Below are 15,663 nucleotides of genomic sequence, written 5' to 3'. Positions count from 1 at the left end.
GCCCGCTGTTCGGACCGTCCCACCGGCATCGTGACAGAAAGGCCGCCGCTGCGGGGGGTGTTCTGCAGCGCGTCTTCGCAGGTCGTGTCGGAATGGCCGGGAGTAACGGCGCCGATGCGGCCGGTGCACCGTCAGATCACCCGGAGCACGCGTCAGGCGCGGTGCCAGGTCGTGGCGTCGGGGGCGCGGTGTCGGGCGTGCGGCGTCAGATCCGGAAGGTCCGCATTCGCAGGGCCTCGCGCAGCCGGCGCTCCTTGGTCCGCCGGGGCTGGACCCGGGCGCGCAGCTCGCGGGCCTCGGCGAGTTCGCGCAGGAACACGGCCCGCCGTCGGCGGCGCTGCGCCTCGTTCTCGGGTGGGGCCTGTGGGGGAGGCCGGGACTCGTCTGTCGAGCCGGCCCCGGTGTCCGGGTTGCTCTTCATATGGTCCGACGTTCCCAGAAGCGTTCGATTGATACCACCGGAGAGGTATCGGTTCGGACATATCGGGGCGCGCGGATCGCCCTGTCACGGGCCGTCACGGAGCCGGCGGCCCCGCGCGGGGGTCGTACGCACGTGCCGGTGCCCGTTATGGTCGAAGTATGCGTCTCCAAGTCGTCGACCACCCGTTGGTGGCCCACAAGCTCTCCACCCTGCGCGACGAGCGCACCGACTCGCCGACCTTCCGTCGGCTGACGGACGAGCTCGTCACCCTCCTCGCGTACGAGGCCACCCGGGACGTCCGGACCGACCAGGTGGAGATCACCACGCCGGTCGCCGTCACCACCGGGACCCGGCTGAGCTACCCCCGCCCGCTGGTCGTCCCGATCCTGCGCGCGGGCCTCGGCATGCTGGACGGCATGACCCGGCTGCTGCCGACCGCCGAGGTCGGCTTCCTGGGCATGGTGCGCAACGAGGAGACCCTGGAGGCGTCCACGTACGCCACCCGGATGCCGGACGACCTCTCCGGCCGTCAGGTCTACGTCCTGGACCCGATGCTGGCCACCGGCGGCACCCTGATCGCGGCGATCCGGATGCTGATCGAGCGCGGTGCCACGGACGTCACCGCCGTCGTCCTGCTGGCGGCTCCCGAGGGCGTCGCGGTGCTGGAGAAGGAGCTCGCCGGGCTGCCCGTCACCGTGGTCACGGCCGCTGTGGACGAGCGGCTGAACGAGAACGGCTACATCGTGCCGGGCCTCGGCGACGCGGGCGACCGCCTCTACGGCACGGCCGGCTGAAGTCCGGGAAGCAGCGATGCGAGAAGGGGTCCCGGAGCTCTCCGGGACCCCTTCTCGCATCGCTCTCCGTACGGCCGGGGTCAGCAGCTGCCGGGGCCCGGGGACGGCGCCGGCTTGGTCGCCAGGGCGAGCGCGGCGGCCGCCTGCGTCGGGTCGAGCAGCGCGGTGTAGGCGTCGCCGATCACGAAGTCCACCGTGGCGTCGGTACGGGTGTCGGCCGAGGTGGCCGATCCCGCCGCCTGGGAGCCCAGCAGGGTGGCCGCGCCGAGCCCGGCCGGTCCGCTGACCACCTGTGCGGTGCCGGTGACCTTCTTGTCCAGGGCGGCCGGTGCGTTGCCGACCTTGCCGATGGTGAAGCCGCGCTTCTTCAGCTCGTCCGCCGTGCGGGCGGCGAGCCCGGCCTTGGCGGTGGCGTTGTACACGTTCACGGTGACGGCCTGCGGCTGCGGGACGGCGGTGCTGGTGGCCCCGGCAGCGGGCGCCGAGGCCGCTCCGGCCGGTGCCCCGGCGGCGGGCGCCGAGGCGGGTGCGGAGGCGCCGGGTGAGGCGGCGGCGGAGGCGCTCCTGACGGGCGCGGCCAGCGGCTTGCCGGAGGTGCCGGCGGCCGGGCTCGAGCACGCCTGGGCCACGGGGTGTTTGCCCTTGCCGGTGAAGATGTCCACCAGCTGCACGCCGCCGAGCGCGATCAGGGCCAGCGCCAGCAGCGAGCCGATCAGCGCCAGGATCTTGCGGCTCTTGCGCGGCGGGCGGCCGAGGCGGGGGTACGAGTTGCCGGTGATCCGGTACTGCTTCCCCTTCAACCCCTGGGGAGTCAACATGCTCACAGTCTGTCTCCCCCTCGTGCCTGGTCAGGCTCGGTGACGGGTGTGGCCAGTGACGGGTACGGGCCAGTGACGGGTACGGCCGGGAGGGCGGAGCGCCGCAAGCTTCGGCCGTACTCGGAAGACTAGTGCCAGTCCGGTGGTGAATGTACTAAATGATCATCATCTGGAGTACGACGGCACTCGAAAGGATGTACCGGCACCCTGGGTGGCGGCCTCGGGCGGGTGAAAGACGGTCAGTACGGGTGTGGCGCGGATATGGTGCGGCTCCGCTGGGCGTCACTCCATCTCGAGGACGCGAGCGTGCAGGACCTGGCGCTGCTGCAGCGCGGCCCGGACCGCGCGGTGCAGGCCGTCCTCCAGATAGAGGTCGCCGTGCCACTTCACCACGTGGGCGAAGAGGTCCCCGTAGAAGGTGGAGTCCTCGGCCAGCAGGGTTTCGAGGTCCAGTTGTCCCTTGGTGGTCACCAGCTGGTCCAGCCGCACCGGACGCGGTGCGACGTCCGCCCACTGGCGGGTGCTGGTCCGGCCGTGATCCGGGTACGGCCGTGCGTTGCCGATGCGCTTGAAGATCACACGGAAAGCCTACCGTCACGGCGCCCGCAGGCCCAGCAAGCGCGCCCCGGCCCGCCTTCGGCGATTTGTAGCGATTACATAGGAAATAGGGCTTTGGTCCATCTGGGCGGCGCCCCGGCCTACTGGTTCAGGGCCGTGCCGATCCGGTCCAGCGAGGAGAGCCGCATCAGGCCGTAGTGGTAGAACTCGACCTCCGGCACACCGAGTTCGCGCAGGACCCCGATCTTCGCGGCGAGGTTGGCCGGGCCGTCGCAGTCCTGGGCCATCGGGCGCAGGATCACCGCCATCTCCTGAGGACGGATGCCGTGCAGGGCGAACGCGGCGATCTTCTCGCGGATGGCCTCCGGGGTCGTGGCGTAGCCCAGCGTCTCGATCTGGTGGGCGGCCTTGCCGAGCGCGGGCAGGTCGATGCCCGACAGCCAGCCCTTGCCCGGGCCGCCACCGTCCATGAAGGTCAGCCGCATGTCGAGCCGCTCCGCCGCCTCGGCCACCTCGGTGGTCAGCGAGGTGACGCTCAGTGCGGCGGCGTCGATGTACGCGGCGACGGCGCCGCCCGCCAGCTCGTCCAGCGCGGCAGGCTCGGCGGCCCGCCGTTCGTCGGCGAGCCGGGCGCGCAGCTCGGCTCGGACCGCGTCCTGGACCTCGCCCGCCGGGACGCCTGCCGACACCGCGTTGGCCCGGCAGTGGGCGCAGAAGCAGAGCCCGAGCAGGGCCTCGGTGACCGGGCCGAGCTCCTCGAAGTAGCGCTCGTGGTGGTAGCCGTGGCGCAGGCCGTGGAAGTGCAGCGACTCGGCGCGGATCGCGTCCACCCCGTACCGGGCGAACTCGGCGACCAGCGTGGTCGCGTACTCACGCACCTCGGGGTTGGCCGGGCAGAGCTCGGTCGGGTACCGGTCGCCGAAGGCGTTGGCGGGGGCGCAGTCGGGGTGCTGGAAGCCGAGCCGGTCGTTGTGGCAGAACACCGTCCAGGCGTGCAGCTTGAGCCCGCGCCGCTGCGCCTGCTCCGCCGCCTCGGCGAACGGGTCGCGCTCGCCGATCGCGCCGGACGGCGTCGGCGCCAGCCGGCGGCCGGCCCAGCGGGCGGCGTCCGGGCGGAAGTACGCGGCGCCGGGCTCGAGGTGGCGGACCACCCGGTGCGGGTTGTGCGGGAAGACGTCGCGCGCCGCGTGGTAGACCGAGGCCAGCGTGACGCCGCCGACACCCGCCCGGTCGGTGAGGTTGCCGAAGAAGGTGTCGGCGCCCTCGTCGATCAGGTCGGTCGCGAAGGCGAGGACTGAGGACTCCACGGGGCGGCTCCGGGGCAGGTGGCGGTGCGGGGGCACCACGCTAGCCCGCGCGCGGCGGATTGGTCTATACCTGAAGAGTCCAAGATCAGAGTCCGAGGTCGTCGAGATCCTTCAGCAGCTGCGCGCGGGAGGCGTCGGTGCTCGACACCGGCCCGTCCGACTGCGTCGGGACGGCGGCGGCCGGCCCTGCCGTCGACGGCTGCGCGGCGGCGGTCGGCTTCGGCCCCCGGTCGCGGAAGATCCACGCACCCGCGAGCCCGCCCGTCAGTCCGCCCAGGTGGGCGAGCCAGCTGACGCCCGGTGTGCCCGGCACGGCGGTGGTGAGGATGTAGGCGAAGGACGCGCCCATCACCAGGCCGATCAGCGTGTCGATCAGGTTCTGGTCGAACACGCCGCGCAGCACCACGTAGCCGAAGTACCCGAAGATCACGCCGCTCGCGCCGACCGTGACCACCCCGCCCCGCTCGAACAGCCAGACGGCCAGGCCGCTGGTCAGCGCCACCAGCAGCGTCAGCCCGAGGAAGCGGCTCACGCCCCGGTAGGCGGCGAGGAAGCCGAAGACGAAGAGCGGGCCGGAATTGCCCTCCAGGTGACGCCAGTTGGCGTGCAGGAAGGGGGCGGCGAGCACGTCGGGCAGCCGGTCGGGCTGGTGCGCCATGATGCCGAAGTCGACGGAGAGCCGGTAGTCGTCGGCCCAGTTGGCGAGTTGAACCGCCCAGACCACACAGAGCAGCGCGAACATCACGAAGAACGCCTTGCGCGCCTCGGCGATCATCCGGGCCGGGTCGAGTGTGCTGCTGGGTCGCTCCATCGCCATATGGACGACTCTACGGGCGCCCGCCCCTGGTCGCCCCGGCCGTGGCGAACTTTCGGCAAATGTTGCGAGAACCCCTGCCAAGTAGACTGTCGGCGCCGAACGGCACGGCCGAGCACTGCCGAGCACCACTTAGTACTACTGGCACTACGAGGAAGTCAGAGCCGCCATGTCACTGACCGGACAGCACATTCTCTCCAGCGACCTCTTCGACCGGGGCCGGTTGGAGGAGCTCTTCGGACTGGCGGACGTGCTGGTGCCGGTCGCCCGGGGCGAGCAGGTGACCCGGGTGCTGGAGGGCGCGGTGATGGCGAGCCTGTTCTTCGAGCCGAGCACCCGCACCCGGCTGAGCTGCGAGTCGGCCTTCCTGCGGCTCGGTGGCGCGGTGACCAGCACCACGGGCTCCGAGGTCTCGTCGCTCAGCAAGGGTGAGTCGCTCGCCGACACCAGCCAGGTGATCGCCGGGTACTGCGACCTGGCGGTGATGCGGCACCCCGAGGTGAGCTCCATCCACGAGTTCGCGGCCGTCAGCAACATCCCGGTGGTCAATGCGGGCAACGGCGCGGGTGAGCACCCGACGCAGGCGCTGCTCGACATGTACACCCTGTACCGCGAGTTCGGCCGGCTCGGCAAGAGCATGGACGGCCGACGGATCGCGCTGATCGGCGACCTGCGGCACGGCCGGGCCCCGCACTCCCTGATGAAGCTGCTCGCCCGTTATGACGACCTCACCATCGTCTGCGTCTCTCCGGAGGGGCTCGGGATGCCCGAGGAGCTGCTGGAGCTGGTCGCGGCCCGTGGCCACCGGGTGGAGGAGAGCCACCGGCCCAGCGTCGGCCTGGCGGACGCCGACGCGATCTACGCGACCAGGCTGCAGACCGAGCGGTTCGCCGACAAGCCGCTCCCGTACAGCGACGAGTTCCGGGTCGACCGGGCGTTGGTCGAGCGGGTCTGCCGTCCGGACGCCGTGATCATGCACCCGCTGCCGCGCGACAGCCGTCCGGGCGCCAACGACCTCGGCACCGACCTCAACGGTGACCCGCGCCTGGCGGTCTTCCGGCAGTCGGACGCCGGCATCCCCACCCGGATGGCCCTGTTCGCCTCGGTGCTCGGTGTCGCCGACGAGGTACGCAAGTCGCTGCGCCCGGCGACCTGGCACCGCCCGGCGTACCGCAGGCCGGACGACGCGGCGTTCTACCGCAACACCGCCAACATCGCCGACTGATCGGGGGCGCCGGGGTGCCTACTTGCCGGCGCCCTTGGCCGCCTGCTTCGCGGCCAGCTTGGCGGCCTGCTTGTAGGCGCGGACCTTGTCCAGGGACTCGGGGCCGGTGATGTCGGCGACGGAGCGGAAGCCGCCCTCCTCGCCGTACGGGCCCGCTGCCTCCCGCCAGCCCTCCGGGGTGGCGCCGAGCTGCTTGCCGAGCAGGGCCAGGAAGATCTGGGCCTTCTGCTTCCCGAAGCCGGGCAGCGCGTTCAGCCGGGCCAGCAGTTCCCTGCCGGACGTGACGTCGTGCCACACGGCGGCCGCGTCGCCGTCGTAGTCGTCCACCAGGGCCTGGCAGAGTTGCTGCACCCGCTTGGCCATTGACCCCGGGTAGCGGTGGACGGCGGGCTTCGCCGAGAGCAGCGCGGCGAACTCGTCCGGGTCGTACGCGGCGATCTCGTGCGCGTCCAGGTCGGTGCGCCCCAGCCGCTGGGCGATCGTGTACGGGCCCGAGAACGCCCACTCCATCGGGATCTGCTGGTCCAGCAGCATGCCGATCAGAGCGGCCAGCGGGCTGCGGCCGAGCAGCTCGTCGGCCTCGGGCTGCTGTGCGAGCCGAATGGTGTGGTCCATGCGCGCATCCTCCCGGACGCCACCGTCCCGCCGTGGCGCAACACGCCCGTGCGGCGCTCGCGTCGTGGAGTGCGGCGCTCGGTGTGTCCGGCGCCCGGTGTGGCTACTGCGGTAGTTCGGCCAGCAGCTCCGCGACCTGCTGGGCTTCCGGGACCTTCAGCGTGTGGAAGAGGGCTTGCGCCTCCGCCAAGGACTGCCGGGCCGGTTCGGTCCGCCCCAGGTCGCGGTGCAGGCGGCCCAGGGTGAGTTCCAGGTCGAGGCACTGCTTGTGCACGGTGGTGCGCAGTACGTTCGGCCGGGCCGCGTCACTCTCCAGGGCGCGGCCGGCGAGCCCGGCGAGGGCCGGACCGCGCCAACAGGCCAGCGCGCGCCGCAGCCCGGCGACGGTGTCGGCGGCGGCCGGGCACTGCTGTGCCGACTGCCGCTCCCGCTCGAAGGCCAGCAGGTCGAGCTGGTCGGTGTCCAGCTGGATCCGGTAGCCGCCGCGCAGGGTGCTGATCAGGGTGGGCGGCGCGCCGCCGGCTGACAGGCTGCGGCGGAGCCCGGAGACGGCGTCCTGGACCTGCCGGACGGCGGTGGCAGGGCCGTCGCCGTCCCACATCACCTCGATCAGCCGGGGCATCAGGACCACCTGGTTGGCCTCGACCAGCAGGGCGGCGAGCACTTTGGCGTGCCGTGGACCGTTGAGCCGGACCTCACGCCCCTGGAACCGGGCGTTCAGCGGCCCCAGGACACCGAATCTCATTTCCCCCGCATCCCGTGAGCTCGCGCGCGACAGTTCGCTGAGCCTGCAGCAGGACGAACCTAGGACGGATCAAGGACGCCTGTCCATAGGTTGTGGCCAGCCGCTTCCACCGGGTGGCCCGGCCGGCGGATTCACTACCGGGCCACCCGGGAGCGGTCGTCCGTGTCGGTCGTTCCTGTCAGGAGGCAACTATGAGGTTAGAGCTCGGACGCCGTGCGGCCACGGTCACGGCAGTGGCGGCGCCGGCCGCCGGCGGGCCGGGAATGGCGGCGGGAAGTGCATCGGCCAGTACGGGGGTCTGGCTGAACACGTCGCACGGGGTGGGCGTCCACAGCCGGCCCGGCTCGTGGAGCCACCGGTCGGTGGAGTGACCCGGCTGAGGGCCCTCTCGGGGGGAGGGCCCTCAGCTCCAGGGGTGGTGGTTGACGCCGGGCGGGTGCCTGGTAGGCATGAGGGGTGCGTTTCGACTCGGTTCCGATGCCGCCGACCGTTGAGGTACGGCCCCGCGACACCCGCGGTTACCCGGTGCCCGCCATCACCCCGTGGGAGGGCGAGGAGCCGCAGTTCGCGCTCACCGACCACGGGCGCAGCGCGGAGTGTGCGCGCGGGCGGCTCTGCTCGGTCTGCAACACGCTGATGCCGCAGGGGCCGGTGTGGCGGGTGGTGGGCGCGGCGGAGGCCGCCGCGATCGGCGAGGCGCTGGCCGCCGGGCGGCCGTACCGCAACCTGGCCCCGACCCTGGAGGGGCCGGGGCACCGCGCGTGCATGCTGTACGCCTCGATGGTCTGCCCGTACCTGGCCCGGCCCAACGCGCGGCGCGGGATGTCCGCCGCTCAGCCGGACGAGCTGACCGCGCATGTCGTCCGGGGCGCGGTGCGGGGCGGGCTCGGCGCGGTGGTGGGGTTCGGCGACTACGAGTTCGCGATCGCCGAGGCCCAGGTCCTGTTCAGGTTCGTCGACCTGGTCGAGTTCCTGCCGCACGACACCGCCGACGCGCACCTGGAGGAGCTGCGCGCCGAGCTCGCCCGCCCCGAGCGGGACCGGGGTCAGCCCCGGTAGGCGGGCAGGCCCGGGAAGGTGGAGACGACGGTCGGCGCGGCTGAGCCGTCGGCCGGCAGCGTCGCGACCCCGTTGGGCGTCCGTACGGCCAGGGTCTTGCCGTCCGGGGACCAGGCCGGCTCGGTGTAGTCCGTGGTGGCGTGCGGGGTGAGGTCCTTGGCGGTGTGGTCGAAGCTCCCCCGGAAGATGTGGTCGTGGCCGCCGACGGAACGGACGAACACGACGCTCTCGTCGTCCGGCGCAAGCGCGGGCTGGGAGCCCTGGGTGACCATGGCGCCGCTCTGCCGCAGGTTCTCGTCGCGGATGTAGACGTTGCCGTTGGTGTTCGCGTAGACGGCGCTTCCGATGGTGCCGCCGCCGTTCGGCCAGCTGTTGCCGACCAGCGGGAGGACGGCGGGGTTCTCCTCGCCGTCGTCCTGGACGAGCTCGAGCGCCTCCGGCGTGCCGCCCACGGCCGTGGCGAGCACCTTCTCCAGCCGGGAGACACCGCCCTGGGAGGCGGCGAAGAAGATGTTGTTCTTCACGGGGACGTGGTTCACCGGGTCCACGGCCGTCACCTGCCAGGTCGGGTGGGACCAGGCCTGACCGCTGGGGGCCTTGGCGACCACGACGCGTCCGCTGCCGTCCGGGTTGGCGGTGTCGAGATTGCCCGCGCCGTCGATGAACGCGGCCTTGCTGCCGTTCGGGGACCAGGCGAGGTCCCGGACGACGGTGCCGAAGTCGACCGAGGTGCCGTTCATCAGGACCCGGCTGGTCCCGTTGCTGATGGTCAGTCTGCTGTTCGCCGTACCGTTCCGGGCCGGGGCGCTCGGGCTCGGAGTGCTCGCGCTCGGGGTGCTGCGGGGCGTGGTGCTCGGGGTGGCGCTCGGGGCGCCGGACTTGGTGCTCGGGACGCCGGACGGGACGGCCGACGGGAGGCCGGACGAGACGCCGGACGGAGCGGCGCTCGTCGGGGCGGCGGCGTTGGCGGCGGTCGGGCCGCACCCGGTGAGCAGGGCGGCTCCGGCGGTTACGGCGGCGGTGAGGACGATGGCGGCGGCGGTACGGCTGTGGGCACGAGCGGACATGAGTGCTTCCCCCCAGGGACGATCACGACGAGGCGGTGTGGTGCGCTGAGTTCGCGGGAGCCGCGCCGTCGTCCCGAAAGGGGCCGGGTTCACCGGTTCGACCGGTTGCTGCTCTGCGCGATGTGGGAAGCCTGACAGTCCGAGATCCGGGATCTGTTGGGCGGCCGTCACGGCCAAGCAACAGAGCGCGGAATTCGGCCCTGTTCCGCTGCCCGATCGGGCAGACCCTTCGTCAGACGGGGTGGGTGTCAGGATGTCAGGGCGTCTGGTGCCCGGACAGGCACGGAATGCCGAAGGCTCCGACCGAGAGACCGGTCGGAGCCTTCGAGCTGCGCCGCAGGGTTACGCGGGGTCAGCTGGTGGGGACGTAGTCGAACCTGGGCGTCAGCGTGAAGAACATGGAGTCGGTCTTCAACCCGGCGCCGAAGTACTGCGTGGTCAGGTCGCTGGTGGCCTGGGTGACGTGGAACGGGCACTTGTCGAGCCTGAAGCCGGTCATCGTCGGCCGCCCGCTCGCCAGCACCTCGGCGGGGGTGGTGTAGCCGAGCAGCGTCTCGGGGCTGAGGTCCGTGCCGTTGACCTTGATGCCGGCCGAGTAGCCGGGCTCCGGCACGATCCGGATCCAGGTGGGCTGAAGCTCCACGGAGGTGCCGCTGCTCGCCTGGTTGAGGGTCAGTCCGCCGGGATAGAAGATCCGGCCCTTCGAGTCGATGTGGTCACCGGCCGAGGAGCCGATCGGCATGTCGACGCCGAAGCCGTCCGGGTCCAGGGTGAACGGCGCGATCACGCCCAGCGTGACGCCGTTGTCGGTGAGCCACTTCTGCGTGTCGCCGCTGAGCCGGACGTGGGCGCTGCCCCAGGGGGAGATGTAGACGCGGTTGGCCCGGTGCTCGGCGGAGGCCGCCGGGGCGGCGGCGGGTGCGGTGCCGGCGCCGGCCGGGGCGGCCGACAGTGCCAGCGCACCTGCCATGGCGAGGGCCGAGAGGGTACGGAACAGACGCATGATCAATTCTCCATAACCGAGCAATAATTGACGCTTCGTTGACGAAGCGGGCAATCTGTACGTCACTTCGCGGCTCATCCGCCAACTTGTTGCGCCCATCCGGGGGAACCTGCCACCCGTTCGGTGGTCGCTGCCGTGACCTGCTCGATTCATGATCCAGAACCGCCCTAGGGTGAGGCTCGCGGTCGGCCCGGCGGAACGGACCGACGGTCGCCTTGTGCTGCGTGGAGAGAGCTCCGCAGCCGCCCCTCGGACGCCCGACGCCCGACGCCCAACGCCTGACGCCTGGAGAAGCCGATGCCCAGCCCGATGCCCAGCCCCGCGCCCCGCCGCAACGGACGACTTGCTCTTGCCGCGACGACCGCCCTGCTCACCGCCGCCACGCTGGCCGGTCCGTACCTCGGTACCAGCCAGGCCGGCGGGCACTTCGACGCGCCCTCGGTGATCGCCGACTCGCAGTCCAACTTCACCGACGTCTACGCCTTCACCAGCCCGGACAACCCGGACATGGCCACGGTGATCGCGGACGTCCAGCCCACCCAGCTGCCGGGCAGCTCGCTCGGCAGCGGTGCGGTCAACTACCCGTTCGCCACCGGCGCCCGCTACGAGATCCACGTTGACGGGCGCGGTACCGGCGGCTCCGACATCACCTACCGCTGGACCTTCCGGACCGAGGACCGCCGCCTCTTCGGCGCCGGGCCGATCGCCGCAGGCCCGGTGCGGTCGCTGCATGACGGCAACCTGCTGTTCCGCCAGTACTACACGCTGGAGCGGATCAGGTCCGGTCAGCAGCCCGAAGTCCTGCTCTCCGACGTGCCGGTGGCCCCCACTCACGCGGGGTCCACGCTGATGCCGGACTACGGCGCGCTGCGCCAGGAGGCGACCCGTACGCTGCCCGGTGGCGGCCGGACGGTGACCACCCAGAGCGCCGAGTCCTTCCAGGCGGACGCCCGGGTCTTCGGCTACTTCGTCCTCGGCACCGTCGGCCCGGTCCCGGGCTACCTGCCGGCCGCCAATCCGCTCGCCGCCGTCAACGTCAGCAGCCTGATCCTCCAAGTACCCAAGAAAGAACTGGCGTTGGGAGGCGACCCGTCCCGCAACCCGGTGGTCGGCGTCTGGGCGACGATGTCCCGGCAGGGCGCCGACCTCGGTCGTGACCTGCGCACCCAGGCGGCGAGCTACCGGCAGGTCTCCCGGCTCGGCAACCCGCACATCTGCTTCGCGCTGTGGGGCACCGCCGGTGTGACCACCACACCGGGTGGGCCCGAGGACCGCTTCAACGCCCGTCCTGCGGACCAGGACCAGTACGACACCGCCTTCCTGAACTCGGCCCTCGACCCGGCCCCGCCGCACAAGATCGAGGCAACGGGCGTCATGTCGGCCCCGCAGGGTCCGCGCACCGATATCCGCGCGCTCTACCTGGGCGGGATCGGCAAGAACAACGGGTCGAAGTTCGGCTTCGACCTCAACACCCAGGCGATGAACGCCGATGCCGACCCGAGCGCATTGGCCTGGGCCGACGAGGTGCGCCTCAACCTGCTGACGCCACTGGCGGCGCGGCCCGATCCGAACGGCGTGCTCGGCGGGGACCTACAGGGCTACCCGAACGGCCGGCGGCCCAACGACGTGATCGACGGTCCGCTGCTGCGGATGCTGGAGGGCGAGCCTTCGGACCGCTCCGCCGCCGGGTTGCTGCCGCCGCCGAGCTTCGACGCCCAGCCCGCGCCGGCCGGTTCGGTCTTCCCGTACCTCAACCTGCCGCACGCGGCCCCGTGAGTTCGGCCGAGGAGCCGGCCCGCCGCTCGCGCCTGCTCCGCCCCGGGTCGCTCCGGCCGTGGGCGCGGGCGGGGCTGGCCGTGGGTGCCGTCGGCGCGGTGCTGGGGTGCGCGGCCGGGCTGCTCGCCCTCGGTCCGGCCACACCGCCCGCCCCGCTCGCCCCGGCCGGTGCGGGCGGCACTCCGCCGGCCGCACCGCCCCCGGCGGACCGGCTGGGGGTGGCCCGGTCCGCCGCCGGGGCCGACCCCAGGACCCCTACGCCTGGGAGCAGTTGGGCCTGGCCGACCTCGACCAGGCCCGGCTCACGCTGGACGCCGCCCGGCTGGCCGACGCCGACCAGGCGTTCCAGCATTCGTTCGCTCTCAAGCCGGAGCTCAACTACGGAGCACTGACCGGCTCCGGCATGCTCGCCAACGCCCGCCACGAGTTCGCCACGGCAAGGCAGTTGGGCGAGCAGGCGACGGCGATGGCACCGGATCGGGCGGCCGGCTACCTGGTGCTGGCCGACGCCGAGATCCAGCTCGGCGACTACCCGGCGGCCACCGCGTCCGTCCAACGCCTGCTCGATCTGGCGCCCACCGTGCCCGCCTACACCCGGGCCGCGTACGACCTGGAGACGCACGGGCGCACCGAGGAGGCGGAGATCGCCCTCCGGCGCGCCCGGGAGGCCGCCGTCACCCCGGGTGACACCGCCTTCTGCGAGCACCGGCTCGGTGATCTCGCCTGGGACAGCGGTGAGTTGGCGCAGGCCGACGACCACTACCGCCGAGCCTTGGCGGTGGCCCCCGACGACTACTTCGCCCAGGCGGGGCAGGCGCGGGTCGCTGCGGCCACCGGTCATCCGGACGAGGCGGTGCGGGGCTATCAAGCGCTGGTCGCCCGCGTGCCGCTACCCCAGTTCCTGTTGGAACTGGCGGAGTTGCAGCTCTCGTTGCACCAGGAGGATTCGGCGAAGCCGCAGTTGGCGGCGCTGGCCGCCGAGGTGAAGCTGCTGGAATCCACCGGCGGACCGGTCGATCCGGCGCTGATGCTCTATCAGGCCGACCACGCCGAACCGTCGGTTGCCGTCAGGCTGTTGACCGAGGAGTGGCGGCGTCGCAAGAGCGTGCTGGTCGCCGACGCCCTCGCCTGGGCGCTGCACCGGGCCGGCCAGGACGCCCAGGCGCTCGACCTCGCCGGGCAGGCCGCCGCCACCGGCTGGCACAACGCGCTCTTCGCCTATCACCGGGGCGCCATCGAGGCCGCTCTCGGCCGACCCGAGGCCCGGGCGGACCTGCGCGAGGCGCTCGCCCTCAACCCGTACTTCTCCCCGTACCAAGGGCCGTCGGCAGCAAAGCTGTTGGCCGGCCTGCCCGGTGACGGTTGAGGACTGCGGACCGTCGGCAGCGTCAGGCCGCCTGATCCTGGGCCTGGCGGCGGTAGTGGCCGGGGGCCAGGCCGTACTCGCGCTTGAACGCCTTCCCGAAGGTGAACTCGGAGCCGTACCCGGCCCGGGTGGCGACGGTGCTCAGCGGCACGTCGGCCTCCCGCAGGAGTCTGGCGGCCGTCGTCATCCGCCAGCGCGTCAGGTACGAGAGCGGCGGTTCGCCGACGAGTGCGGCGAAGCGGCGGGCGAAGGCCGCGCGGGAGAGCCCGGCCCGGGTGGCCAGTGACTCGACCGTCCACTGCGCCGACGGGTCCTCGTGGATGGCGGCCAGGGCCGGGGCGACCGCCGGATCGCCCAGCGCGGCGGCCCAGCCCTCGGCGGCGGCGATGGGCTGTTCCTCCAGCCAGGCCCGCAGGATGTAGAGCAGCAGCGAGTCGATCAGGGCCGGCACGATGCCGTCCGAGCCGATGCGCGGATTCTCCAGTTCCGAACCGAGCAGCTGGACCGCCGCCGTGAGTTCGGGATACCGGCCGCACCTCGCGGGCAGATGGATCACCTCGGGCAGCTGACGGACCAACGGATGCGGCCGGCCCTGGTCCAGGTGGTAGTTGCCGCAGAGCAGGCTGGTCTGCGGACCGTCGCCGCCGATCGAGACCGATCCGATCGGCGGCCTGCTGCGGAACTGCTCGGGCCCGGCCGCCGACGCGGCCGAGGACGGGTCGTCGGCGAGGATGTGGCCCCTGCCGTCCCGGAGGAAGATCACGTCGCCGGGGCCAAGCGCGATCGGCTTCAGACGTGGTGCGGCGTCCTCCAGTGGGATGAACCAGCAGGTTCCGTGCAGCACCACATGGAACCCGGCCCCCGCCACGGACGGCAGCCGGAGCCCCCACGGCGCGCGGCCGTCGGTACGGATCGACGCCGGGCTCCCGGTCCGCATCGATGCCAACGCCTCGCTGAGGACGTCCATGTGTGTCCCTCCTCCATGCTCTTCGCGCCCAACGGTACGGGCTCGCTGCCCGGTCAGACCGTCAGGACGATCTTCCCCTGCGTACGGCCGGACTCGATCAGCTCGTGCGCCCTGCCGACCTCGTCCAGCGGGAAGGTCTCGGCGACGTACGGACGGATCCGGTCGGCGTCGACAAGCTCGGTGATCGCCTCCAGGGACGCGCGGTCCGGCGCGACCATGACCCCCGCGAAGCGTCGGCCGGAGGCCCGGGTGGTGGCCGCGAGTTCGTCGTCGCGGTGCTCCAGGATGGTGACGAGTACGCCTCCCGGCCGCAGCACGCCGAGCGACCGCTCGCCCTGGGCCGTCGAGTCGAAGACCACGTCGACGTCCCGCACGGCCTCGGTGAAGTCCGTGGTCCGGTAGTCGATCACCTCGTCGGCGCCGAGGCCGCGTACGAACTCGTGCTTGGCCGCGCTCGCCAACGCGATCACGTAAGCCCCTCGGGCCTTGGCGATCTGGACGGCGAGGTGGCCGACACCGCCGGCGGCGCGGTGGATCAGGACCCGGTCCCCGGCCGCGAGCCGCGCCGCGTCCACCAGGCCCTGCCAGGCGGTGAGCGCGGCGAGCGGCAGCGCGGCGGCGTGCACGTGGTCGAGCGAGGCCGGCTTGCGGGCCAGCTGCTGCGCGGGGGCGGCGACGTACTCGGCGTAGCCGGTCGCGGCGCGGGGGAAGTAGGGCATCCCGTAGACCTCGTCGCCGACCGCGAACCCGGCCCCCGGCCCGGCCTCCTCGACCACCCCGGAGATGTCCCAGCCGAGCCCGAACGGCGGCTCCCCGAGCAGCGGGAGCGCCCCTGACCTGACCATCGTGTCCACCGGGTTCAGCGCACTCGCGTGCACCCGGACGAGCACCTCGCCCTCGACCGGCTTCGGCCGCGCGACCTCCACGACCTCGAGCACCTCGGGGCCGCCGATCGAGTTCTGGATGACTGCACGCATGGGACTCTCCCTTGTCTTCGTCTTCGAGTCTTTCGACATCGGTTTGATGTGGCCAACCCTAGGGAGATCGAAAGAGACGCAGAATATCCTCAAGTCTCAGATACATGTCCCAGCGTCTTCCGCCCTCGCGCTGCGGGTATATGCGGACGAG

Annotated in this window: 16 protein-coding genes; 5 read left to right on the top strand and 11 right to left on the bottom strand. The window is 72.2% G+C overall.

Features of this window, described 5'->3' with window-relative positions:
- Positions 1–205: 205 nt before the first annotated feature.
- Positions 206–421 (bottom strand): hypothetical protein, encoded by a 216-nt coding sequence (locus P3T29_RS09415; RefSeq protein WP_280715852.1) that lies wholly within the window; start codon positions 419–421, stop codon positions 206–208.
- Positions 422–579: 158 nt separating this feature from the next.
- Here P3T29_RS09415 and upp point away from each other — a divergent pair, with 158 nt between their 5' ends.
- Positions 580–1,215, top strand: a complete 636-nt coding sequence (gene upp / locus P3T29_RS09410) for a uracil phosphoribosyltransferase (RefSeq protein WP_280715851.1) — start codon at positions 580–582, stop codon at positions 1,213–1,215.
- Between the two features lie 80 nt (positions 1,216–1,295).
- Here upp and P3T29_RS09405 read toward each other — a convergent pair whose 3' ends face one another.
- The 4 genes from P3T29_RS09405 to P3T29_RS09390 all read right to left on the bottom strand — a co-directional run bounded on the left by P3T29_RS09405 (position 1,296) and on the right by P3T29_RS09390 (position 4,715).
- Complete coding sequence (locus tag P3T29_RS09405; RefSeq protein ID WP_280715850.1) at positions 1,296–2,033, bottom strand: LytR C-terminal domain-containing protein; 738 nt, start codon at positions 2,031–2,033, stop codon at positions 1,296–1,298.
- Positions 2,034–2,315: 282 nt separating this feature from the next.
- The gene (locus P3T29_RS09400; RefSeq protein WP_280715849.1) at positions 2,316–2,612 is read right to left on the bottom strand and encodes a type II toxin-antitoxin system VapB family antitoxin; all 297 of its coding nucleotides are present in this window, start codon (positions 2,610–2,612) and stop codon (positions 2,316–2,318) included.
- Between the two features lie 119 nt (positions 2,613–2,731).
- A complete protein-coding gene (locus tag P3T29_RS09395; protein ID WP_280715848.1) occupies positions 2,732–3,898 on the bottom strand; it encodes a hypothetical protein in 1,167 nt (388 codons plus the stop codon).
- An 85-nt stretch (positions 3,899–3,983) separates the two neighbouring features.
- On the bottom strand, positions 3,984–4,715 hold the full coding sequence (locus P3T29_RS09390; RefSeq protein ID WP_280715847.1) for a rhomboid family intramembrane serine protease: 732 nt from the start codon (positions 4,713–4,715) through the stop codon (positions 3,984–3,986).
- Between the two features lie 166 nt (positions 4,716–4,881).
- Between P3T29_RS09390 and pyrB the strand changes: the two genes are divergently transcribed.
- Entirely contained in the window at positions 4,882–5,937 is a 1,056-nt protein-coding gene (pyrB, locus tag P3T29_RS09385; RefSeq protein WP_280715846.1) for an aspartate carbamoyltransferase, read from the top strand.
- 18 nt (positions 5,938–5,955) lie between these two features.
- Here the strand turns inward: pyrB and P3T29_RS09380 are convergent, their stop codons facing one another.
- Together P3T29_RS09380 and P3T29_RS09375 are read right to left on the bottom strand one after the other, a co-directional pair.
- The gene (locus P3T29_RS09380) at positions 5,956–6,552 is read right to left on the bottom strand and encodes an HhH-GPD-type base excision DNA repair protein (RefSeq protein WP_280715845.1); all 597 of its coding nucleotides are present in this window, start codon (positions 6,550–6,552) and stop codon (positions 5,956–5,958) included.
- A 103-nt stretch (positions 6,553–6,655) separates the two neighbouring features.
- On the bottom strand, positions 6,656–7,297 hold the full coding sequence (locus P3T29_RS09375; protein ID WP_280715844.1) for a BTAD domain-containing putative transcriptional regulator: 642 nt from the start codon (positions 7,295–7,297) through the stop codon (positions 6,656–6,658).
- Positions 7,298–7,774: 477 nt separating this feature from the next.
- On the opposite strand from P3T29_RS09375, the gene P3T29_RS09370 reads away from it, so the two are divergent.
- Positions 7,775–8,356, top strand: a complete 582-nt coding sequence (locus P3T29_RS09370; RefSeq protein ID WP_280715843.1) for a hypothetical protein — start codon at positions 7,775–7,777, stop codon at positions 8,354–8,356.
- Here the strand turns inward: P3T29_RS09370 and P3T29_RS09365 are convergent.
- Together P3T29_RS09365 and P3T29_RS09360 are read right to left on the bottom strand one after the other, a co-directional pair.
- Complete coding sequence (locus P3T29_RS09365) at positions 8,344–9,423, bottom strand: hypothetical protein (protein ID WP_280715842.1); 1,080 nt, start codon at positions 9,421–9,423, stop codon at positions 8,344–8,346. The two genes, P3T29_RS09370 and P3T29_RS09365, sit on opposite strands and share 13 nt — an antisense overlap.
- A gap of 352 nt (positions 9,424–9,775) precedes the next feature.
- Positions 9,776–10,426 (bottom strand): hypothetical protein, encoded by a 651-nt coding sequence (locus P3T29_RS09360; protein ID WP_280715841.1) that lies wholly within the window; start codon positions 10,424–10,426, stop codon positions 9,776–9,778.
- Positions 10,427–10,723: 297 nt separating this feature from the next.
- Here P3T29_RS09360 and P3T29_RS09355 point away from each other — a divergent pair, with 297 nt between their 5' ends.
- Entirely contained in the window at positions 10,724–12,202 is a 1,479-nt protein-coding gene (locus tag P3T29_RS09355) for a DUF4331 domain-containing protein (protein ID WP_280715840.1), read from the top strand.
- A 271-nt stretch (positions 12,203–12,473) separates the two neighbouring features.
- The gene (locus tag P3T29_RS09350; protein ID WP_280715839.1) at positions 12,474–13,568 is read left to right on the top strand and encodes a hypothetical protein; all 1,095 of its coding nucleotides are present in this window, start codon (positions 12,474–12,476) and stop codon (positions 13,566–13,568) included.
- Between the two features lie 22 nt (positions 13,569–13,590).
- Here P3T29_RS09350 and P3T29_RS09345 read toward each other — a convergent pair whose 3' ends face one another.
- Positions 13,591–14,535, bottom strand: coding sequence for an AraC family transcriptional regulator (locus P3T29_RS09345; protein WP_280715838.1), 945 nt, complete (start codon positions 14,533–14,535; stop codon positions 13,591–13,593).
- Positions 14,536–14,588: 53 nt separating this feature from the next.
- Entirely contained in the window at positions 14,589–15,512 is a 924-nt protein-coding gene (locus tag P3T29_RS09340) for an NADP-dependent oxidoreductase (RefSeq protein WP_280715837.1), read from the bottom strand.
- Positions 15,513–15,663: the final 151 nt, after the last annotated feature.

The sequence above is a fragment of the Kitasatospora sp. MAP5-34 genome (assembly GCF_029894335.1).
Classification (GTDB): domain Bacteria; phylum Actinomycetota; class Actinomycetes; order Streptomycetales; family Streptomycetaceae; genus Kitasatospora.
The sequence above is the reverse complement of the archived record's forward strand: the minus strand, read 5'-3'. Positions and strand labels throughout refer to the sequence as shown.